Source organism: Acinetobacter sp. YH12095, assembly GCF_013419245.1.
Lineage (GTDB): Bacteria > Pseudomonadota > Gammaproteobacteria > Pseudomonadales > Moraxellaceae > Acinetobacter > Acinetobacter towneri.
Genome location: NZ_VPAL01000001.1, coordinates 1 through 19,598 on the forward strand (window position 1 = coordinate 1; position 19,598 = coordinate 19,598).

Genomic DNA, 19,598 nt, shown 5'->3' on the forward strand with positions numbered 1-19,598 from the left:
TTTATGCCTCCTAAAGAGCCGTTGAAGACTACGACGTTGATAGGTTGGATGTGGAAGCATAGCGATATGTGAAGCTGACCAATACTAATTGCTCGTGAGGCTTGACTATACAACACCCAAACAGTTGGGGTTGAATGCTCAATCGATTCAAATCCAATCAGTCAATTCAGACTGATCTTGATTTAGTTAACGCTAAACAATAAAATTCAGACCCAATACAGCCCAATCTGTTACAGATTCGGAAAACGCAGTGCATCACTATCGTGAGTAAGACCAATGCAAGTCTCCGTAAACAGTTGTGCTGGCGACCATAGCAAGAGTGAACCACCTGATCCCTTCCCGAACTCAGAAGTGAAACCTCTTCGCGCTGATGGTAGTGTGGGGTTACCCATGTGAGAGTAAGTCATCGCCAGCTCATTATTCAAACACCCTCAACAAATGTTGGGGGTGTTTTTTATGTGGAAAAGAAAATAAAGTTAGAAAAATAAAATTATAAAAAGAAAGGAAACATAAAAGTGAAGGCAAAATAAAACCATCAGATGATGATGGTTTTATTACGGCTTAGATAGAAGATTGATTTAAGCGAATAATTGAGTAACGGAACACCATAGAATTGCTAAAATCGCAATCGCAACGATAGGTTCTAGTACTTTAGACCAAGTGGGTACAATTGCTTCTACAGGCTCAATATTTTGATGATCATCGTGGGTATGTTGTTGTACCATTTGATTAAACTCCTTCATTGATGCCTCTAATGATAGCTCTTCTTGAGGAATTGGTTTAGAACCTTTTAACTCTATTAGATCGTTTGTTGACCAAACCCAATCATCCGCTTGACCGGATAAATGTTCAATTTGACCTAGCAATAATTCACCTAGACCTTTATTGCCAAAATTACCGGTTTGATCCAATTGCTTGAGCTCTGTGAGTTGTAAGGCTAAGACTTCACTAATATTCTGTTCAAGCTCAGTTTTGGAGAGAGGTGACTGATTGTGTGGAGATGTGGTGAGTCGACGTGCAATTTCCTGAATATATAATTCATCTTGATGATCAATTTCTTGATAAAGTTTTTGGTTGTCTTCTCGCCACAGACTGACCAGTTTGCCTAAGCTCAGCGCATTGATTTCTTGAATATATTGGTCGCGATCAACAGCATTATATTGTTTCAAAAGCGAGGGCTTTTGAAGTTTAATCTGCGCTGCAAAATATTGTACTAAATCAAAAGCCATTCACTACTCCATTGTTTTAATCTAATAATCTAAGGCTTGGTTTTTTCTTAGTTTGTTCGGTTTTTTCTTCAGTCTTTGATTCTAAAGCATCTTGATCATTTTGGATATGTGCATACTCACTTGGATCAAAGAATAAGCCTTGTCCATTCTCTCTTGCATAGATACCTACGACGGCATTCATAGGTACATATAAGTCGCGTGATACGCCACCAAAGCGTGCAGAGAAGGTGATTGCATCATTGCTCATGTGTAAGGCATGCACTGCATGTGGAACGATATTTAGGACAATCTGACCATCCTGAATAAATTGTTCAGGAACAAGCGTATTCGGCTGTGTAGCATCGACCAATAAATGTGGCGTGAGTTGGTTGTCACAAATCCATTCATAAATTGCGCGAGCTAAGTAGGGACGGGTTGGACTTAAGTCGATTTCAGATTCAGACATAATGTGCTCTTTAAGTATGAATTAAAAATTCCTGATAGCGATTTTTTTCCTGCAAGGTCATCGATTTTAAAAATGCAGGGCGATTAAAAATACGCTGGCAATAGAGAAAAATAGGTCTACAGTGTTGTTTGGGTAGCTCAATGCCCATGGCTTTGAGTCGTATAAATAATGGTGCTAGCATGCAGTCTAAAATATTAAATGTTTCAGACATAAAAAAAGGATAATGTTGAAACAGTGGTGTGAGTGAAATGAGTGTATCACGTAATTGTTTTTGTGCTGTACGTTGTGCTTGGCTATTTAAGCTGTCAGGGTGGCGCAGCATGTCATCGGCGAGCTTGAACCAATCGTGCTCAAAGCGCCAGATATATTGACGTTGTTCTGCGCGTGGCATAGGGGCATCGGCATAGAGCTTATTTTGTCGATAACGATCATCTAGATATTCTGAAATTATGCTGCTATTGAATAATTTGAGATCATTTTCTAATAATATGGGCAATTGATTGTAGGGATTGAGACTAGCGAGGTCTTCATCCTCATGATCGACAAGAATCAGTTGATATTTGATTTGTTTTTCGGCAAGAACGTAACGAATCCAATGTGAGCGAAAGTCGTCTGCATGACTATAGAGGGTGATGCCTTGTAAAGGTGCGTTTTCGACTGACATAATCCGAAATAAAACCAAATGAATAGAATAGGATACTAGACTTGGCGACTAAAATCACGCAGCAAACCTGACAAAAGTGTATGAGATATTTATTGAGCTGCTGATTGGGTTTTATAAGTAGCTAAAGTGTAGATTTTGGCTGAACCGTATATCTTGGTGTTGTTATGCAAATAAAAAAGCCTTGGAGAATCCAAGGCTTTTTGTGTCCGATTCGGTAAACGAATTAACGTTTAGAGAATTGTGGACGTTTACGTGCTTTACGTAAACCAAGTTTCTTACGTTCAACTTCACGAGCATCACGAGTAACGAAACCAGCTTGACGAAGAGCAGGTTTTAAAGTGTCGTCGGATGCGATCAATGCACGAGTAATACCGTGACGGATAGCACCAGCTTGACCACCAATACCACCACCAGCAACAGTGATGTAAAGGTCATATTTGTCAGTAGCTTCAAGAAGTTCTAACGGTTGACGTACGATCATACGAGCAGTTTCACGACCGAAATATTGCTCAAGAGTACGGTTGTTAATTACGAGTTTACCTGTACCAGCTGATAAGAAAACACGTGCAGTTGCGGTCTTACGGCGACCTGTACCATAATTAGTAGCCATGTGCTGTATCCCTTAGATGTCCAAAACTTGTGGCTGTTGAGCTGTGTGAGGATGCTCAGCACCAGCGTACACTTTCATTTTCTTGATCATAGCATAACCAAGAGGACCTTTTGGCAACATGCCTTTTACAGCGCGTTGGAAGATTTCTTCTGGTTTGTGAGCAACTAATTTCTCGAAATTAGTTTCACGGATACCACCAGGGAAACCAGTGTGGCGATAGTATTTCTTATCAAGTGATTTGTTACCAGTCACTTGAACTTGCTCAGCATTGATAACAACGATGTAGTCACCAGTGTCAACGTGAGGAGTATAAGAAGTTTTGTGCTTACCGCGTAAACGACGAGCGATTTCTGTCGCAAGGCGACCTAGAGTTTTGCCAGAAGCATCAACAACGTACCAGTCGTGTTGAACTTCAGCTGGCTTAGCGCTGAGAGTTTTCATTAAACCACTACCTATTATAGTTGGTTTGGACTATGGAAGCTGTCCAAACAAAAAGGAGTCCGAATTCTACCTGAAATTAACTAGAACCACAATGGAAATGTCACATTTTAAGCGCTATATTTTAGCGAGCTTAAATACAAAAGAAAAGTTGAATAAATTTGTAACATTCAACATTAAAAGCCTAGATTTATGCTGTTTTAAATCGCCTTTATAGGGTTATAAGTAAAGTTTTTAGCAGACAATATTGAAACAAAAGGGGGGATAGGATGTCGCAAGATTTGCAATCAGAAATACAGCAGCAGTCTGATCTACCTACTTCAAAATTCATTAAATTTATTGCTGGATGTTTTATTACATTACTCAGTGTCTATATGCTGGCTTTTGTAGTATTGGGTGCTGTATATGGTGTGGATGTGTTTAGCATCTTATTGCTGTATTCAATTTTTTTCCATTTAGCACTTTTCCCATTTTTATTGTATGGCGTTGGTGGAATCATTTTGCTGTGTTTAGCAGACACCCAATATCGGGAGGTGCTGAAAAAATCACAAAAAATATTGATGATGGGGCTGTTATTGGGTGTTGCTGTTACCGCTATTTCTGAATGGGCGCATGTGCAAGGGATTTTGCAGACTCGATTTATCTTGGACTGGAAATAAAACAATCAACTAAGATGGCGCTATACTTTAATTATCCTTAGATAAATCTGGACTGAGCATTTATGCGACCTTTATATGTCACCAGTGGTGAACCCGCAGGGATTGGACCTGATATTTGCTTGAGTTTGGCAGACCGAGTGGATGAGCGTCCAATTGTGGTATTGGCAGATCATCAATTATTACAACAACGTGCCGAAATTCTAAACCAAAAAGTCGAATTGATTGAATATTTAGGTCAGCAGCACGCAGCTGCAGTGGGGCAGTTGTATGTTGAACATGTGCCCTTGGCCGCAGAGGTACAACTTGGTCATTTAAATGCTCAAAATGCGGCTTATGTGTTAGAGCAATTACGTCGTTCTGCATCGTATGCCATGACGGGTAAAAGTGTCGGTGTTGCGACAGCGCCAGTACAAAAATCGATTATTAATGAAGCGGGCATTTCGTTTAGTGGACATACTGAATATTATCAGGAGTTTGCAGGTGTAGAACGTGTGGTGATGATGTTGGCGACTAAAACGCTACGTGTTGCCCTCGTAACAACGCATTTACCGTTACGTGCAGTCGCAGATGCGATTAGCAAAACCCGTTTGCAGCAGGTGATTGATATTTTGCTGCATGATTTAAAAAGTAAATTTAAGATCGAGCATCCTAAAGTGTTGGTGTGTGGTTTGAATCCACATGCGGGTGAAGACGGTTATTTAGGCATGGAAGAAATTGAAGTCATTAATCCTGTGCTGCAAAATTACCGTAACCGTGGGGAAAACCTAAGCCTGAGTTTGCCTGCAGATACGTTGTTTACCCCTGAAAATTTAAAAGATGCTGATGCAGTATTGGCGATGTATCACGATCAGGGTTTACCTGTGTTAAAATCTCAGGGCTTTGGTGAAGCAATTAATATTACTTTAGGCTTACCGTTTATTCGCACTTCAGTCGATCACGGCACAGCGCTCTCCCTCGCAGGTACAGGACTTGCGAAAAGTTCTAGCTTGCATGTTGCTGTCGATTTAGCGCTGGATTTAGCACGTTCATAATCTCAGCTTGGAAATCTTTATGTATCAAATTAATGCCCTAAACCCAAAGGAAGAAGGGCATCAGGCTCGTAAACGCTTTGGTCAAAACTTTTTACATGACCAACGTGTGATTGCCAAAATTGTACGCTCTGTTAACCCACGTCCGGGTGATAATATTGTCGAGATTGGGCCGGGTTTGGCTGCATTGACCTCACCTTTAATTGGTGAGTGTGATGCCTTGACTGTAGTGGAGTTAGACCGTGATTTGGCTGCAGGCTTGCCAGGGCGTGTACCGCATCCCGAACGCTTGACTATTGTTGAAAGTGATGCCCTGAAATACGATTTTAGTGAATTATTTGCTGAAGGCCGTCCTTTACGTGTGGTCGGGAACTTGCCTTACAATATTTCGACTCCGTTATTGTTCCATCTCTTAGAATTTGGCGACAAAGTCAAAGACATGCACTTTATGCTGCAAAAAGAAGTGGTGGATCGTATTACCGCATCGCCAAACACCAAAGAATATGGGCGTTTGTCGGTGATGATGCAATATTACTGCAAGCCAACCTTCTTGTTTGAAGTGCCGCCTGGTGCATTTAACCCACCGCCTAAAGTGACTTCTGCTGTATTTCGCTTAGAACCCTATGCAACCAAACCAATTATTGCCAAAGATGAAAAGGCATTGGCACGTTTGGTGTCGCATGTTTTTACCCAGCGTCGTAAAACTTTACGTAATAGCTTAAAAGGCATGTTGGCTGAAGATGCATTTGAGCGTGCAGGGGTAGACCCAATGGCACGTCCTGAAACTTTAAGTTTGGAAGCATTTGTCGCATTGGCAGATCAAATGGTGAGTTAATGGCAGAAATTCGATACAACTATGTGATTGGCGATGTACAGGGCTGCTTTGAAGCCCTGAAACTGTTACTTAAAGAAATACAGTTTGACCCTGATCAGGATTTTATCTGGTTTGCTGGCGACTTGGTTGCACGTGGTGAAAACTCAATTGGTGCATTGCGCTTTATTAAAAAACTGGTCGATCGCGGCGTTGCAGCAACAGTTTTAGGCAATCACGATTTGACGCTGTTAGCAGGCGCACGTGGCTTAAAGAAAATTAAAGAGCAAGACAATACCCGCGATGTAATTGATGCGATTGACAGTGATGATTTAATTGACTGGCTACGCAAACAGCCTTTGTGTCTTTTTCCGAATGGAAATACGATTTTGACCCATGCAGGTATTCCCCATATTTGGAATGCTGCACAAACAGCAGCCTATGCTAAAGAAGTCGAAGCGGTCATTGGGCATGAAGATTTTGCTGTGGTGGATGCATTTTTTAAGGAAATGTATGGGGCAGAACCTACAGTTTGGTCGGATGATTTAACGGGACATGCGCGTTTACGTTGTATTACCAACTATTTGACCCGTATGCGTTTAGCCAATGCACAGGGTGGTTTGGAATTCAGCTTTAAAGATGCCTTAGATGATCCGATGCCAGAAGGTTTTAAACCGTGGTTTGAATATCCATCTTTAGCTGCGCAAACACATCAAATCGTATTTGGTCATTGGGCAGCATTGCAGGGACAAACGGTAGCCGACAATATTCAAAATGTGGATGGCGGTTGTGTGTGGGGCAATCAGCTTGTGGCTTATCGTTTGGAAGATCAGCAATTGTTTGCAGCGGATAATCCGCTGGCAGAATGGTAATAACATTCATCTTTAAAATTTAAAAATGTGATGATGAAATGAAAATAGCCACCTATTGAGGTGGCTATTTTTTATCTTGAATTTTATTGAATTCGAATCCAAGTTTGACTGCGACCTAGTGTAGATACACCCATATAAGCACGTAAAGTTAAACGTTTACCTGTTGAGTTGAGGCGAATTTTTGCATCGTAAATACGACCTGCCAATGGATCAATTACGCGTCCTTTTTCGTAATTGTTGCTGTTTTTGACTTGTTGTAAGCCTTTTAAAATATCCATCCCTAAAATAGGTTGGTCGGTATAAGGCGCAGGGCATTTATTACAAAGTTCACGTGGGGTATAACCCGGACGCGGGGTTACTTTCACAATTTTACCCGTATAGGTTTGATTGGCTTCTTTACGAATTTCGATGACAGCTTTGGGTGAGCCTGTTTTATCATCAATTTGTTGCCAAGTTCCTGCTAAATCTTGTGCCATCGCCAAAGTGCTTAGACTGCCGAAGATGACGGCTATTCCTAAAGCCAATTTCTGAATCATTTTATTTCCCTTACTCGGTCTTTGCGGCTAGTCTAATCTGTGAATTAACGGACACAAAGTCCCGAGTATCCAGAAAAAATGACCGATGAGACACAATTACTCGCTTATTGTTGGCGAATCCACGTTTGTGTCCGACCAATGGCTGAAATTCCGACGTAACCACGCAAGGTTAGGCGTTTACCGTTGGCAGCAAGACGTCCTTTTAAGCTATACATTTTGCCTGCAAGTGGATCAAGAATACGCCCGTTGGCATAGTTGTTGTTATCCACATGTTGTAAACCTTTAATAATTTCTAAGCCGACGAGTGGTTTATTGGTATATGGGGCAGGGCAATCGACACAAATGGTTTTAGGGGTGTAGCCTGCACGTGGTGTGACTTTGACAATTTTACCCGTAAACGTACCATTCTCCGCTTTGGTAATTTCAATTAAAGCCTTAGGTGAGCCAGTTTTGTCATCAATGCTTTGCCAAGTTCCAGTTAAGTCTGCAGCAAATAAACTGCCACTGAACATTAAGCTTGCAAATACACCTATCAGTAAATTTTTCTTCATATCAGTTCCTTTGATTGCCGAAATTGATCACAGAGGTTTATTCAAGATATAAAGCGAGTTGTGGTAGGAGTCAAGCGATTTGAGAAAAAATTAATCTTAAAGTTGCGACTAAAATGTAAGAAAACCAATAAAAAATGCCACGAACGTGTGGCATTTTAAGTGAAAAGTGAAGCAATTAATTAGTCGCTTTTAATCCAAGTTTGGCTACGTCCTAAAGCAGATACGCCCACATAACCACGCATGGTCAGACGTTTACCATTGCTGCTTAATTTGGCTTTGGTGCTGTAGATATTGCCGTTTAATGGGTCAATAATTTTTCCACCAGAGAAGTTAGTACCACCTGTATGTTTTAAGCCTTTAAGTATATCCATTCCTAAAATAGGTTGGTTGGTATAAGGCGCAGGACAGTTGACACAGGTATCTTTAGGGGTGTAGCCAGGACGAGGGGTAACTTTGACAATTTTAGCCGTATAGGTGCCATTGGCTTCCTGACGAATTTCTAAAATTGCTTTTGATGAACCTGTTTTGTCATCAATATTTTTCCAAGTACCCGTAATATCTTGAGCTAGCGCAAAACTTCCTAACGCTGAGCAGATTAAGGCAACGGTGAGTTTCATCTTGACCATGTTCAATGTTCCTTGTTTTTGGCTAACTGGATATTTCATAGTAAAAAGAAAGTTAAAACTCGACAAGTCTAAATAAGTGATTGCTCAGTCACATTTTTTGTAAATACAGTATAAAAGTTGGCAGCCATACTGCGGTAAATACTGCATTGACGGCCATACCAAAGGCGGCATAACGTCCAGCTACGCTACCTCGTTGCCAAGCTTGGGCGGTACCAATTGCATGCGCAGCCAGACCTAGAGCCAAACCAGAGGCACGTTCATCATTGATGTGTCTTAAAATAAAAGGTGAGAAAGCAGCACCTACAACACCCGATAAAATCACAATCAAGACTGCCAGTTGAATTGGGGCTTCCAAAAGCGTGGCGATATTAATCGCAATCGGCGTGGTCACTGCACGGGTGGCAAATGCCATAATATCGGCACTGGACATATGTAGCGCATAAGCAAGCCCCATCGGCAGCGCCACAGCACTAAGACTGGCAAAGAACAAAATACCTAAAATCGCTTTGAGGGGTAAATCGTCATAACGCATGGCTGCTAGAGGAATGGCGAGTGCAACTGTCACATAGCCCAATAATTGATTAAACAAAGGGTTGGTTTGTGCGACGTAAGTTTCGTATGGAATCCCGAAAAAATACAACAGTAGCAACACAAAACACATGCCAAAGACAATCACAGGGATTTGCGGGACTTTTTGGTTGCAAGGTTTTGCCAGTAAATATGCAACGAGAGTGATTAAAAAACCATATAGAATTGACAGCATTTTAATCTCCTAAAGCCAGCGTTTTGCCATTTTGGCATACAGCCAAAGCGGGATCAGCGTACTGATAAACAACACAATTAAGAAGATTGGAATTTGTTTGCCCATGTGCGTGAGCATAATTAATGAACCCGCGCTGATGGGTAAAAAGGCAAAGGCACTTTCTTTCATGATTTTGTTGTTGGTATCGACCAGACGAGCAGGAATTTTACTGAGTTTGCGCCATGTAAATAATACCGCCAGCAGGCTGAGCAAACCGACTAAATTGCCTAATTCTGGGTGATTAAATTGGGTCATGATCCATACAGAGGCTTCACGAAACACAATAATCAAAAGGAGTGTGCCGATCCATGCTGGCCAATCGATATGTTTTATCCTGCTCATTTTTGATCTTTCATTAAAATTTTACTTATCACGTTTTAACCGATCTGATCGTCAATTTCAAATGCTTCAAGCGGACGTTTAAATTGTTCTGCCTGTGCACCTAAAATTTCGTCTATCGGTAAATGTGCCTGTTTAATCAGTTGTTCCAGTTTATGTGGTGCCATGCTGACTTGTAGATGTAATTGACCTTCATCATCGTACTGTTCTGCCTGAATGACATTGAGCGCATACAGTTGATTGCGCAGTTTGCCATAAGCAGGTTGTAATTTAAGATCAAACTTTTGAATTTGCCCCATCAAACATTCATGTACGGCTTGTTTTAACAAGTCTAAACCTTGCCCTGAATGTGCCGATACATAGACACGGTCAGGTTGATGCGGTTTTTCATAGATAATTTTGGCTGTTTCGCCTGAGACATCAATTTTATTGTAAACCCGCAAAATAGGTACATCTGCGCCAATTTCTTTTAGCACACCTTCGACTGCTTCAATTTGTTCCAACACATCGGGGCTGCTTGAATCAATCACATGCAGCAATAAACTGGCTTCTAAGGTTTCTTCCAAAGTTGCTTTAAAAGATTCCACCAAAGAGTGAGATAGGTTTCTTACAAAGCCAACGGTGTCGGCCAATACCAGACGTCCGATGCCATCCCATTCTAAACGCCGTAAAGTAGGGTCAAGCGTAGCAAACAGTTGGTCAGCAGCATAGACATCACTTTGCGCCAAAATATTAAATAAGGTCGATTTGCCTGCGTTGGTATAACCGACCAATGAAACGGTAGGAATGGCGGCTTTTTGCCGAGCCACACGACCTTGTGCACGGGTTTGACGGACTTTATCGAGTTTGGTTTTTAGTTGTCCCATGCGAATACGCAATAAGCGTCGGTCAGTTTCAAGCAAGGTTTCCCCAGGACCACGTAAGCCGATACCACCTTTTTGACTGTCTAAGTTGCTGCGACTACGCACCAAACGTGAAGATAAATGTTGTAATTGTGCCAATTCGACCTGTAATTTACCTTCGTAAGTGCGGGCGCGTTGAGCAAAAATATCTAAAATGAGTTCGGTACGGTCAACCACACGGCATTGCATCACTTTTTCTAAATTACGTGCCTGTGCAGGACTGAGTGCATGATCAAAAATGACCAAATTGGCGTCGTGTTCTTTGACCAATGCGGCAATTTCTTCGGCTTTGCCTGAGCCAATAAAGAGTTTGGCATCGGGTTTACTACGTTGAGTGTGGACGTGTTGTAAAACTTCTGCACCCGCAGATTCAGCCAAGAGCTGAAATTCTTCGGCATCTAGGTCTTCTAAAATTTGGACAGCGACACTGACCAGTACAACACGCTCGCCATCTTGATGTGGCACAAAATTTTCCACTCAGCGCAATCTCCATGCTAAAGCTATATTCTAGTAGAAAAAATGTTTGTGCAGGGAAATAGATGATTGGATTTTTCCTGCGCCCTGATTTGATGCTATATCAACGTATGTAAACTCAATTATAAGGATGACCCCAATATAGAATTTATCTATTTAGATTTTGCCAAAAGTCGCATGTTTGCATGCAGGTTTCGGTTTTTATTATCAATGCAAGTTCAGATTGAACAGTATAGAATGAGCAAAATATAGACCTTTATACGTTGTTTTGCGTTTAACAATTAGTGATGACCCTATGAACCCAGCTGTTGAAACTCACACATCTCCAATTCATGGTTTTGCAAAGCTTGCTTTGTATAGCAAAAAAGTTCTGGCAACGGCTGGCGCGATTGGTGAAGGGTTTTATTTGGTCTATCGTCATCAATTGTATAAAGACACCAACAACCCGAACAATACGCGCTATGTGCAATATTTTTGCCGTCAATTGTGCAAAGTTTTTAATATTGAAGTGCAAATTCATGGTGAAATTCCGCATGACCCTGCGCTATGGGTCAGTAATCATATTTCGTGGTTAGATGTAGCGGTATTGGGTTCTAGTGCGCGGGTATTTTTTCTGGCCAAAGCTGAAATTGAAAAATGGCCGTTATTGGGTAAGTTAGCCAAAGGTGGGGGGACGCTATTTATTAAGCGTGGCTCTGGCGATTCAGTCAAAATTCGTGAACAAATCACGCAATTTTTAAAACAAGATATTCCTGTATTATTTTTTCCTGAAGCGACCACGTCAGATGGAAGCAAAATTAAAAAAGTGCATGGTCGTATTTTAGGGGCAGCAATTGAAGCCAAACGACCTGTGCAAATTTGTCTGATTTGTTATGTAAATCAGCAAGGTGAGTTAGATACTGTTGCGCCGTTTATTAATGACATGACCTTTGTTGATCATGTGAAAGATGTTTTGGAAATGCCGAAAGTGACAGCGCATTTAATGGCGTTACCTGCAATTGTGGTAGAAGGGCACGATATTGAATCTTTAACTGCTGTGGTACAGGAACGCATGACAGAAGGTTTGGCTGAGTTGCATCGTCAGGTATTAAAACCACAAGTGCTGACATCATAAAACATGCTTAGGCGCATCTTCATGTTAAAGATAGCCTAAGCACATCACATTTTTTTAAGAATAATGGTCATCATCCAACAGCTTCAATATTATGTTGCTACATAAAGCCTTCAATTGGCAGCCATGAGGTAATTTTCATTGCCGCACGTTGATACCATTTCATCCCTGGTTCTTTTTTTAGAATTTGAGTTTCGCCTTGTGGATTTTTCATCTGCCATTGAATGTTTTGTTGCGCATCTAAAACCAGTTTATAAGCATATTTGGATAAATTGACATCCATGGTCTGGTGAACTGCGCGAGCCAATGGTGGACTATTTAAAATTACTCCAATTTCAGTATTTAAATATGCCGAGCGTGGGTCAAAATTAAACGAACCAATAAATACCTGTTTTTCATCCAATGCCATGAGTTTGGCATGTAAACTAGAACGGCTTAAACCTTTCATACTGACTTTGGCTTTTTTGGAAATTTCGTGCGTATGTGTGTTTAGGTTTTCCATTTCAGGTCGCGCCAAAAACTCATACAGCTGCACGTTATTTGCCAATAAATCTTCTCGATATTTGGCGTAAAAAGCATGCACCACAGGAACATCGTTGGCTTTAAAGGAGTTGGTCAGTACGCGTACCTGAACGCCATCATCCGCCAAGTCTTTTAGTTTTTCTGCCCCCGATTGTTCAGGGACAAAATACGCAGAAATAATATCGACACTACTGCTTGGCTTCTCTAAATGCGTCAGCAATTGAAAGTTGAGATGTTCTTCTTTTGAGGCGCGGTCTTTAATTTTACTCGGCGCATCTTTGACCACTTCAGCACTGACCCAATCGAACTTAATACTACGCGTCATCCACTGTTCAATCGCTTTAGAACGAGTCACCAAATCTAAATAATTTTGTACGGTGGCTTCTTGATCGTGCTGTTCTAATTGCTGTTTTAAGCTTTCATAACGCAAGGTGTAATGTTGTGGATTGACCAATTGCTTGACTGAATAAGCATAGTCATCATTCCAGTATTCATCAAAAGAGTGAATAATTTCATCCGAAGCCGAGCCGACTAACATCACATCGACATCAGAAAATTGATAATTGTCGCTGACGTTATAGTATTGATTGCTCATATTGCGCCCACCAATCAGAGAAATTTGGTTATCGGCAATAAAGCTTTTGTTGTGCATACGACGGTTAATACGCTTCAAATCCAAAATCATGTCCATGGCACGATAATGTCGAAAGCGATATGGATTATACAGTTTGATGTCGATGTTGACGTGTTGATCGAGCGCGAGATAAATGCCTTCCATTTTTTTGGCATTGTTATCATCGACCAATAAGCGGACTTTCACCCCACGATCTGCCGCACGAATAATGGCGTGTAGTGCAAGCGCGCCAATTTTATCGTTATCCCAAATATAATATTGTAAATCTAAAGATTTTTCTGCTTTATTAATCAGATAGATACGTGCTGCTAGGGCTTCGAGCGGATCATACAGGACATGATAACCCGTAAGCTGCGGATATTTTTCGCGTAGCGGCAGTACAATTTTGGCCAAACTGGTTTGATCGGTTGGGGTTTCAAACGCCATCTGGATCGGATGTTCAATCTGTTTGGGCAGCGTGCTACAGCCTGAGAGTGTCAAAACGAAGGCGCAACTCAGCCACAAGACGTTGTGCCGAATATTTTGAAATGGAGCGGATGAGCTGCGGTTTGCCAAATTAAATTCCTTTTTAGCACGAGGAGCAAATAAGTTAAAAATAGGGTTTGAGTATAATTGTCAGCTATGAAAAGATAAATATGACAATACAGATATATGACGTGTGTGGGTTAAATGCGACATCTGGGTTTAGCGCAGCATTGAATAGCAGAAGTATGAAGTAATAGAGAATAAATATGTGGGATAACGATTCAGTCGTGTTGTATTTCTATATGGGTATGGCAATTTTGGCGCTGTGGGCAGTTTCGCAAGCATGGCGCAGTCAGGCCAATACAGAAACCATTCACCCGTTTAAGGCCTTTGTGCATTTGTTGGCATTTTATTTGTCTTACCTGTTGCCGCCTTTGGTTTTTTTTAGTGTTTATGCGGGTATTCAGGGCTATTACTCCATCCACGAAGCGATTTTTGTATTTTTAGTCAGTGCTGTGTTGAGCTATGCGCGTTTTATTGAACCGCATTTGATTCAAGTCAAAACTACCAAATATCAAATTCATGCAGATCGCCGTTTATTAAAGCCTGTCAAAATTGCTTTAATTGCAGATTTACATATTGGCTTGTTTTCTGGGCATGAGCGTCAATTGAAGCAAATTGTGAAAAAACTCAATTTGCAAAACCCCGATATTGTCGTTGTAGCAGGCGACTGGACTTATGAGCCTGAAAATAAATTGGTCGAAGAATTGGCGGTATTAAAAGAAATTTGTGCGCCTGTATATTCGGTAAATGGTAATCATGATGAGCAGTATCCTGGCCCGCCCATTCAAGAGCTGTTAAAAACGGCTTTAGAACAAAATAACGTGATTGATATTGAAGGTAGAATTGTCGAGTTTGATGAGTTTCGTTTGCTCGGTATTGGCGATTTATGGGCAGGTAAAACCGACATGCGCTATATGCCCGATTTACCTCAGGATAAGCCGTGGGTGTTGTTATCACATAACCCTGATACAGTGGATATGGTACCAAAACTGCCGACACGTCCGTTGATGTTGGCAGGGCATACCCATGGTGGGCAGGTTGAACTGCCGTGGCTGACCGATTATGTGATGAAAAAAGTATCTATTTTAGGGCATAAAAAGGGGTTATATCGCCATGATCATGCCGATGTATTTGTGACTGTAGGGACAGGAATGGTCGGTGTTCCTTTTCGTTTTGGTGTGCCGCCCACGATTGATATTATTGAATTATTGTAAGCACCGTCACCATCGCCTACATGAAAAAAACCAGCCGAGGCTGGTTTTTTGATGCAATTTTTGCGCTTAAATTTGATTGTTTACATCATCATGCTTGGTTTCTCGAATCATTAAAAATGCGATTAAAGACAAGATGGATGCTGCACTTAAATAATAACCAACTGCAGCCAAGCCATAAGTGGTGGCAAGTTTGGTGGCAATGAGTGGGGCAAACGATGCGCCAAAAATACCCGCCAAGTTAAAGGTGAGTGCGGAGCCTGTATAGCGTACAGATGTTGGGAAAATTTCAGACAATACTGTACCAATGGGCCCGTAAGTAAGTCCCATAATTGCCAAGCCAATACACAGGAAAACAAATACAATCCACGTGCTGCCTGAAGCAAGCATGTCGGCAAAAAATAAGCCAAAAATTGCAGAGATGATGCACACTGCGATAGAGGTGGTTTTACGTCCAAATTTTTCGGCTAAAACGGCTGAGAGGGGAATAAAAGCAGCAAAACACAATGTGGCTAGTAGTTGAAGTTTTAAGAATTCTTCACGTGAATAACCCAGTTGTTTGGTGCCCCATTGCAAGGCAAATACCGTAGTCAGATAAAACACCACAAAGGTACAAATTGCAGCGATTGTACCGAGCACTAACATTTTAGCGTGTTTTTTAAAGACCTGAATAAATGGCACATTGACTTCTTTTTGTTTATTCAACACTTTTTGGAAGGCAGGCGTTTCATGCAGTTTTAAGCGAATCCATAAACCGACAATCACCAATAAGGCACTCGAAATAAACGGGATGCGCCAGCCCCATGTCATAAAGTCTTGCTCAGACATCAGCGCACCTAAAATAAGGAATGAACCTGTGGCAAGAATAAAACCAATCGGAGCGCCCAATTGTGGGAACATGCCATACCAAGCACGTTTACCTTCAGGGGCATTTTCTGTGGCTAACAGTACTGCTCCCGACCATTCACCGCCCAAGCCTAAACCTTGCCCTAAGCGACACAACGCCAACAGTAATGGCGCGATAATCCCAATTTGTGCATACGTCGGCAGTAAACCAATACAGACTGTAGAAATTCCCATGGTCAATAATGCCGCGACCAAAGTGGCTTTGCGTCCAATCCGATCTCCTAAATGTCCAAATAAAGCTGCGCCAATTGGACGGGCGATAAAGGCAATTGCAAAGGTGGCGAGAGATTGAATGGTTGCCGTCATTGGGTCAGTACTGGTCGGAAAGAACAGATACGGGAAAATAATGACTGCCGCAGTGGCGTAGATATAAAAGTCAAAAAACTCGATGGTGGTACCGACCAAGCTTGCAGTCAGTACTCGAAATTTAGAATTTTGAGTCGGCTGTTCAGCGGCAGCAGTAGATGAAGATGCCATACAGGACCTTATGTAAAGTGAATTTTAAATGAAAGTGCAATTTGGCACAGACCGCACTGGCAGAAAAATAGTAGATACTTCTTGTAGTTATACTTTTTTGAACAAGAAGTCGGTTACAAAACTGCATCCATGAACACCATTCAAATCTGATCGTTTTATCTGTAAGACATGAGCGATATTCAGCGTTAAATCACATACAGATAAATTGCCAGAAAGTGTGCGCCTGCACCAATTAAGACAAATACATGCCAAATTGCGTGGGTATATCTTACGCGTTTTAAGGCATAAAACAATGCACCCACGGTGTAGGCAATGCCGCCAATTAGCAAAAAGGTCAGGGCTTGGCTGCTTAAATAGGCTTGCATATCGTCCATGACCAGAACGGCTAACCAACCCATCACCAAGTAGGCAATTAAAGAAATTTTATGAAAACGGTTGATAAATACCAGTTTAAATAGGGTGCCAATCAGGGCAATAATCCACAGGGAAATTAACAAATATTGTGCTTTTTGAGTAGGAATCGCGATGGATAAAAATGGGGTATAAGTCCCTGCAATTAAATAATAAATTGCGGTGTGATCTAACTTTTTATAAAAATAACGGCGGTCTGCTGCGGTTGCCATGTGATACAGCATTGAAGCAGAAAAAAGCAGTACCATGCTTATTGCATAGGCCCACAAACCTAGCCATTGTCCCGTACTTAAATACGCACCTTTAATGATTAAAAGAATACCTGCAATAAATGCCAAAGCCGCACCAACACCATGGCTCAGATAGTTAATCCGTTCTTCTTGCAGGTCATAATCAGGCACTAAAGGGGCATTTAATTTCATGGCGAATCTGCTTTAATTTCTTTAATTATACAACTGTATCGTAATTCAATTTTGCTTTTAGGGTAATAACAATTAAACTTGAATTGTAATTTTTTCAGGTTTTTATTATGTCGACTTTGGCTTCTCCCTCTGTGCAGGAACAACAATTCTTAGAGGCTTTTCAGCAAGCCATTGATACACAAAAGCTTGATCGTGTGGTGCTGAGTCAATATAAAGGCGAACTGGAACAATTAGAAAAAATCACCTTACGGGTGATTCAGCTAAATCAAGACACCGTTTTAACTTGTTTGTATCGCCATAAAACGCAGGATATCACCAAAAACTATCCTTTGGCAGAAGCACAGATACAATTGAGTCACTTATTGGCAGATTGTAAACAGGCCAATTTATTCACGACAGATCAGGAAATTCAGCTAAAAAAGAACAAAAAGAAAGCCATGCTTAGCATCAGTAAAACAGCACCGACTATAGCGAAACCGAAAGAACCACAAGGACATGACCGAGAAAAGCAGCGTTATGTCGATCAATCCAGCCCATTTTTACAACACTTGGGGATTAGCGATGCCAAAGCGCAAATTATTCCGAGCATGGCGCGGAAATGGAAACAGATTAATAAATTTATTGAAATTTTTTCGGGTGCCTTGGCGCAAATCAAAATTTCGGAAAATACCTTGCGCGTGGTGGATTTTGGTTCAGACAAAGGCTATTTAACTTTTGCGCTCTATGACTATTTGCAAAAGCAGCAATTTATTCCCTTTGTGACTGGGGTGGAACTAAACCCGAAAATGGTTGAGTTTTGTCAGTCGGTGGCGAGTGCTTCAGACTTTCAGCAGCTAGATTTTTTTCAGGGCGATGTGCGCACCTATCAGCCAGAACATTTAGATGTAATGATTGCTTTGCATGCCTGTGATGTCGCCACCGATTTTGCAATTCATACTGGTATTCGCCTGAATGCACAAATGATTATGTGCGCGCCGTGTTGCCATAAAGAGTTGCGTCCACAATTACAAAGCCCAAGCGTGTTGCAACCGATGCTGCAATTTGGCATTCATGCAGGGCAACAGGCGGAAATGTTAACCGATACCATCCGCGCTTTATTGCTCAAAGCCTATGGTTATGACACCAAAGTTTTTGAGTTTGTCGCTTTAGAACACACCAGTAAAAACAAAATGATTTTGGCAACCAAACGTCAAAATTGGAGTGAACCTGATCAAGCAGTTTTGGCACAAATTCGTGATTTAAAAACCATGTACGGTATTCAAAAACATTCTTTGGAGTTGTTGTTGAACGATCAGTGGGATCAACAGGGCATTGGTTCTAAGTGCTAAGCAAGATGGAACAGGATATAAAGATGCAAGATTATGAAATTCAATCGGGCACTTGGACACAATTTGCTGCAGAGGCCAAATCTATTCGTGAGCAAGTCTTTATTCAGGAACAGCGAATTGCGCCTGAAGATGAGTGGGATGCACAAGATGCAGTTGCCTTGCATTTTGTGGTCTATGCAACTGGACAGGCGATTGCAACAGCACGTTTACTGGAAAATCACAGTATTGGACGGGTCGCAGTGTTGAAATCACAGCGCGGTTTAGGTGTGGGACGTGTTTTAATGCAGCATATTATTCAGGTGGCAAAGCAGCAGCAACGTCCGTGGGTCAAGTTGTCTGCGCAGGAACACGCGATTCCATTTTATCAAAGTTTGAGTTTTCAGGTTGAGGGTGAGTCGTATTTAGATTGTGGTATTCCGCATGTAGATATGCGATTGATATTTTAAACGAATTGTCGATAGTCCTGATTTTAATCGTGCAAAATAAAAATCGCCATGATGGAATGTGATCATGGCGATTTCTTTTTATAAACTGTATGAACAGAGCCGTTAGCGCATATTAATGTCCATGTGCGGGTGCTGGCTCATGGTTTTCAGGCATATTGGCATGTTCTGTTTCAGTCATACCGTGTGCATCTGCAGTTTCAGCAGCCAAAGCTTCACGTGCTTCACGATCTGCTTGTGCTTTTGCCAATGCTTCTTGTGACATAGCTGGCGCATTTTTAAAGGCGTGTTGCTGAGTATTCTGCTTTTGTTGCTGGCTAGGCATGTAGTCAGGTTCATTCGTGACCGCTAACCAGAAAATAAACATGAAAATTCCACCCAAAATACAGAAAATAAAGAGTGCTTTCCAACCCCAAGGTGATTTTTCAGGAGTAAGGCGTTCGGTCATGTGCATCTACCCAATTTGAATCTAAATCTTAAAATTATGTAACTTTATAACATAAAATGCATGAAAAACGGATTAAATTCTATTTATGCAGGGATATTCATTGTAATTTTGAGCAAATAAAAAGAGGGATGATATATCCCTCCCAGATTGCTTTAAATTTAAAGTTTAGCT

General features: G+C 41.3%; 23 protein-coding genes and 2 rRNA genes. 10 read left to right on the top strand and 15 right to left on the bottom strand.

Features of this window, described 5'->3' with window-relative positions:
• Positions 1–109, top strand: a 23S ribosomal RNA gene (locus tag FTU35_RS00005); the annotation flags it as partial.
• A gap of 191 nt (positions 110–300) precedes the next feature.
• Positions 301–415: ribosomal RNA gene (rrf, locus tag FTU35_RS00010) — 5S ribosomal RNA — on the top strand.
• 163 nt (positions 416–578) lie between these two features.
• Here rrf and FTU35_RS00015 read toward each other — a convergent pair.
• The 5 genes from FTU35_RS00015 to rplM all read right to left on the bottom strand — a co-directional run bounded on the left by FTU35_RS00015 (position 579) and on the right by rplM (position 3,389).
• On the bottom strand, positions 579–1,229 hold the full coding sequence (locus tag FTU35_RS00015) for a hypothetical protein (protein ID WP_004972488.1): 651 nt from the start codon (positions 1,227–1,229) through the stop codon (positions 579–581).
• A 16-nt stretch (positions 1,230–1,245) separates the two neighbouring features.
• On the bottom strand, positions 1,246–1,674 hold the full coding sequence (locus FTU35_RS00020; protein ID WP_154321031.1) for a ClpXP protease specificity-enhancing factor: 429 nt from the start codon (positions 1,672–1,674) through the stop codon (positions 1,246–1,248).
• A gap of 10 nt (positions 1,675–1,684) precedes the next feature.
• Positions 1,685–2,338 (bottom strand): glutathione S-transferase N-terminal domain-containing protein, encoded by a 654-nt coding sequence (locus FTU35_RS00025; protein WP_168418860.1) that lies wholly within the window; start codon positions 2,336–2,338, stop codon positions 1,685–1,687.
• A gap of 223 nt (positions 2,339–2,561) precedes the next feature.
• Entirely contained in the window at positions 2,562–2,948 is a 387-nt protein-coding gene (rpsI, locus tag FTU35_RS00030; RefSeq protein ID WP_154321029.1) for a 30S ribosomal protein S9, read from the bottom strand.
• Between the two features lie 12 nt (positions 2,949–2,960).
• Entirely contained in the window at positions 2,961–3,389 is a 429-nt protein-coding gene (gene rplM / locus FTU35_RS00035) for a 50S ribosomal protein L13 (protein WP_004909012.1), read from the bottom strand.
• 266 nt (positions 3,390–3,655) lie between these two features.
• Between rplM and FTU35_RS00040 the strand changes: the two genes are divergently transcribed.
• The 4 genes from FTU35_RS00040 (at position 3,656) to FTU35_RS00055 (ending at position 6,756) form a co-directional block, all read left to right on the top strand.
• On the top strand, positions 3,656–4,045 hold the full coding sequence (locus FTU35_RS00040) for a hypothetical protein (RefSeq protein ID WP_154321028.1): 390 nt from the start codon (positions 3,656–3,658) through the stop codon (positions 4,043–4,045).
• A 62-nt stretch (positions 4,046–4,107) separates the two neighbouring features.
• Positions 4,108–5,076 (top strand): 4-hydroxythreonine-4-phosphate dehydrogenase PdxA, encoded by a 969-nt coding sequence (gene pdxA, locus FTU35_RS00045; protein ID WP_154321027.1) that lies wholly within the window; start codon positions 4,108–4,110, stop codon positions 5,074–5,076.
• A 19-nt stretch (positions 5,077–5,095) separates the two neighbouring features.
• On the top strand, positions 5,096–5,908 hold the full coding sequence (gene rsmA / locus FTU35_RS00050; RefSeq protein WP_154321026.1) for a 16S rRNA (adenine(1518)-N(6)/adenine(1519)-N(6))-dimethyltransferase RsmA: 813 nt from the start codon (positions 5,096–5,098) through the stop codon (positions 5,906–5,908).
• Positions 5,908–6,756, top strand: a complete 849-nt coding sequence (locus FTU35_RS00055) for a symmetrical bis(5'-nucleosyl)-tetraphosphatase (protein WP_154321025.1) — start codon at positions 5,908–5,910, stop codon at positions 6,754–6,756. Before rsmA ends, FTU35_RS00055 begins: the two co-directional genes overlap by 1 nt.
• Before the next feature lie 83 nt (positions 6,757–6,839).
• On the opposite strand, the gene FTU35_RS00060 is transcribed toward FTU35_RS00055, so the two are convergent.
• From FTU35_RS00060 to hflX, 6 genes are all read right to left on the bottom strand, one after another.
• Positions 6,840–7,292: a DUF2147 domain-containing protein gene (locus tag FTU35_RS00060; protein ID WP_004972473.1), complete on the bottom strand. Its 453-nt coding sequence runs from the start codon at positions 7,290–7,292 to the stop codon at positions 6,840–6,842.
• 104 nt (positions 7,293–7,396) lie between these two features.
• Positions 7,397–7,843, bottom strand: coding sequence for a DUF2147 domain-containing protein (locus FTU35_RS00065; RefSeq protein WP_154321024.1), 447 nt, complete (start codon positions 7,841–7,843; stop codon positions 7,397–7,399).
• Between the two features lie 179 nt (positions 7,844–8,022).
• A complete protein-coding gene (locus FTU35_RS00070) occupies positions 8,023–8,469 on the bottom strand; it encodes a DUF2147 domain-containing protein (RefSeq protein ID WP_154321023.1) in 447 nt (148 codons plus the stop codon).
• Between the two features lie 88 nt (positions 8,470–8,557).
• Complete coding sequence (locus FTU35_RS00075) at positions 8,558–9,232, bottom strand: LrgB family protein (RefSeq protein WP_154321022.1); 675 nt, start codon at positions 9,230–9,232, stop codon at positions 8,558–8,560.
• A 9-nt stretch (positions 9,233–9,241) separates the two neighbouring features.
• Positions 9,242–9,613 (bottom strand): hypothetical protein, encoded by a 372-nt coding sequence (locus FTU35_RS00080; RefSeq protein WP_004972466.1) that lies wholly within the window; start codon positions 9,611–9,613, stop codon positions 9,242–9,244.
• Between the two features lie 35 nt (positions 9,614–9,648).
• Entirely contained in the window at positions 9,649–10,989 is a 1,341-nt protein-coding gene (gene hflX, locus FTU35_RS00085) for a ribosome rescue GTPase HflX (protein ID WP_004972465.1), read from the bottom strand.
• Positions 10,990–11,281: 292 nt separating this feature from the next.
• Between hflX and FTU35_RS00090 the strand changes: the two genes are divergently transcribed.
• Positions 11,282–12,100 (top strand): 1-acyl-sn-glycerol-3-phosphate acyltransferase, encoded by an 819-nt coding sequence (locus FTU35_RS00090; protein WP_096901584.1) that lies wholly within the window; start codon positions 11,282–11,284, stop codon positions 12,098–12,100.
• 97 nt (positions 12,101–12,197) lie between these two features.
• Here the strand turns inward: FTU35_RS00090 and FTU35_RS00095 are convergent, their stop codons facing one another.
• Positions 12,198–13,808, bottom strand: a complete 1,611-nt coding sequence (locus FTU35_RS00095; protein ID WP_225530245.1) for a phospholipase D family protein — start codon at positions 13,806–13,808, stop codon at positions 12,198–12,200.
• A 176-nt stretch (positions 13,809–13,984) separates the two neighbouring features.
• Here FTU35_RS00095 and FTU35_RS00100 point away from each other — a divergent pair, with 176 nt between their 5' ends.
• On the top strand, positions 13,985–14,995 hold the full coding sequence (locus FTU35_RS00100) for a metallophosphoesterase (RefSeq protein WP_004972462.1): 1,011 nt from the start codon (positions 13,985–13,987) through the stop codon (positions 14,993–14,995).
• A 66-nt stretch (positions 14,996–15,061) separates the two neighbouring features.
• Here FTU35_RS00100 and FTU35_RS00105 read toward each other — a convergent pair whose 3' ends face one another.
• Positions 15,062–16,375: an MFS transporter gene (locus FTU35_RS00105; RefSeq protein WP_180064411.1), complete on the bottom strand. Its 1,314-nt coding sequence runs from the start codon at positions 16,373–16,375 to the stop codon at positions 15,062–15,064.
• A 185-nt stretch (positions 16,376–16,560) separates the two neighbouring features.
• Positions 16,561–17,208: a hemolysin III family protein gene (locus FTU35_RS00110; RefSeq protein ID WP_180064412.1), complete on the bottom strand. Its 648-nt coding sequence runs from the start codon at positions 17,206–17,208 to the stop codon at positions 16,561–16,563.
• A 107-nt stretch (positions 17,209–17,315) separates the two neighbouring features.
• On the opposite strand from FTU35_RS00110, the gene FTU35_RS00115 reads away from it, so the two are divergent.
• Both FTU35_RS00115 and FTU35_RS00120 read left to right on the top strand, forming a co-directional pair.
• Positions 17,316–18,536 (top strand): SAM-dependent methyltransferase, encoded by a 1,221-nt coding sequence (locus tag FTU35_RS00115; protein WP_180064413.1) that lies wholly within the window; start codon positions 17,316–17,318, stop codon positions 18,534–18,536.
• 23 nt (positions 18,537–18,559) lie between these two features.
• Positions 18,560–18,982, top strand: coding sequence for a GNAT family N-acetyltransferase (locus FTU35_RS00120; RefSeq protein WP_004972455.1), 423 nt, complete (start codon positions 18,560–18,562; stop codon positions 18,980–18,982).
• A gap of 112 nt (positions 18,983–19,094) precedes the next feature.
• Here FTU35_RS00120 and FTU35_RS00125 read toward each other — a convergent pair whose 3' ends face one another.
• Entirely contained in the window at positions 19,095–19,427 is a 333-nt protein-coding gene (locus FTU35_RS00125) for a hypothetical protein (RefSeq protein ID WP_004972453.1), read from the bottom strand.
• Between the last annotated feature and the right edge of the window lie 171 nt (positions 19,428–19,598).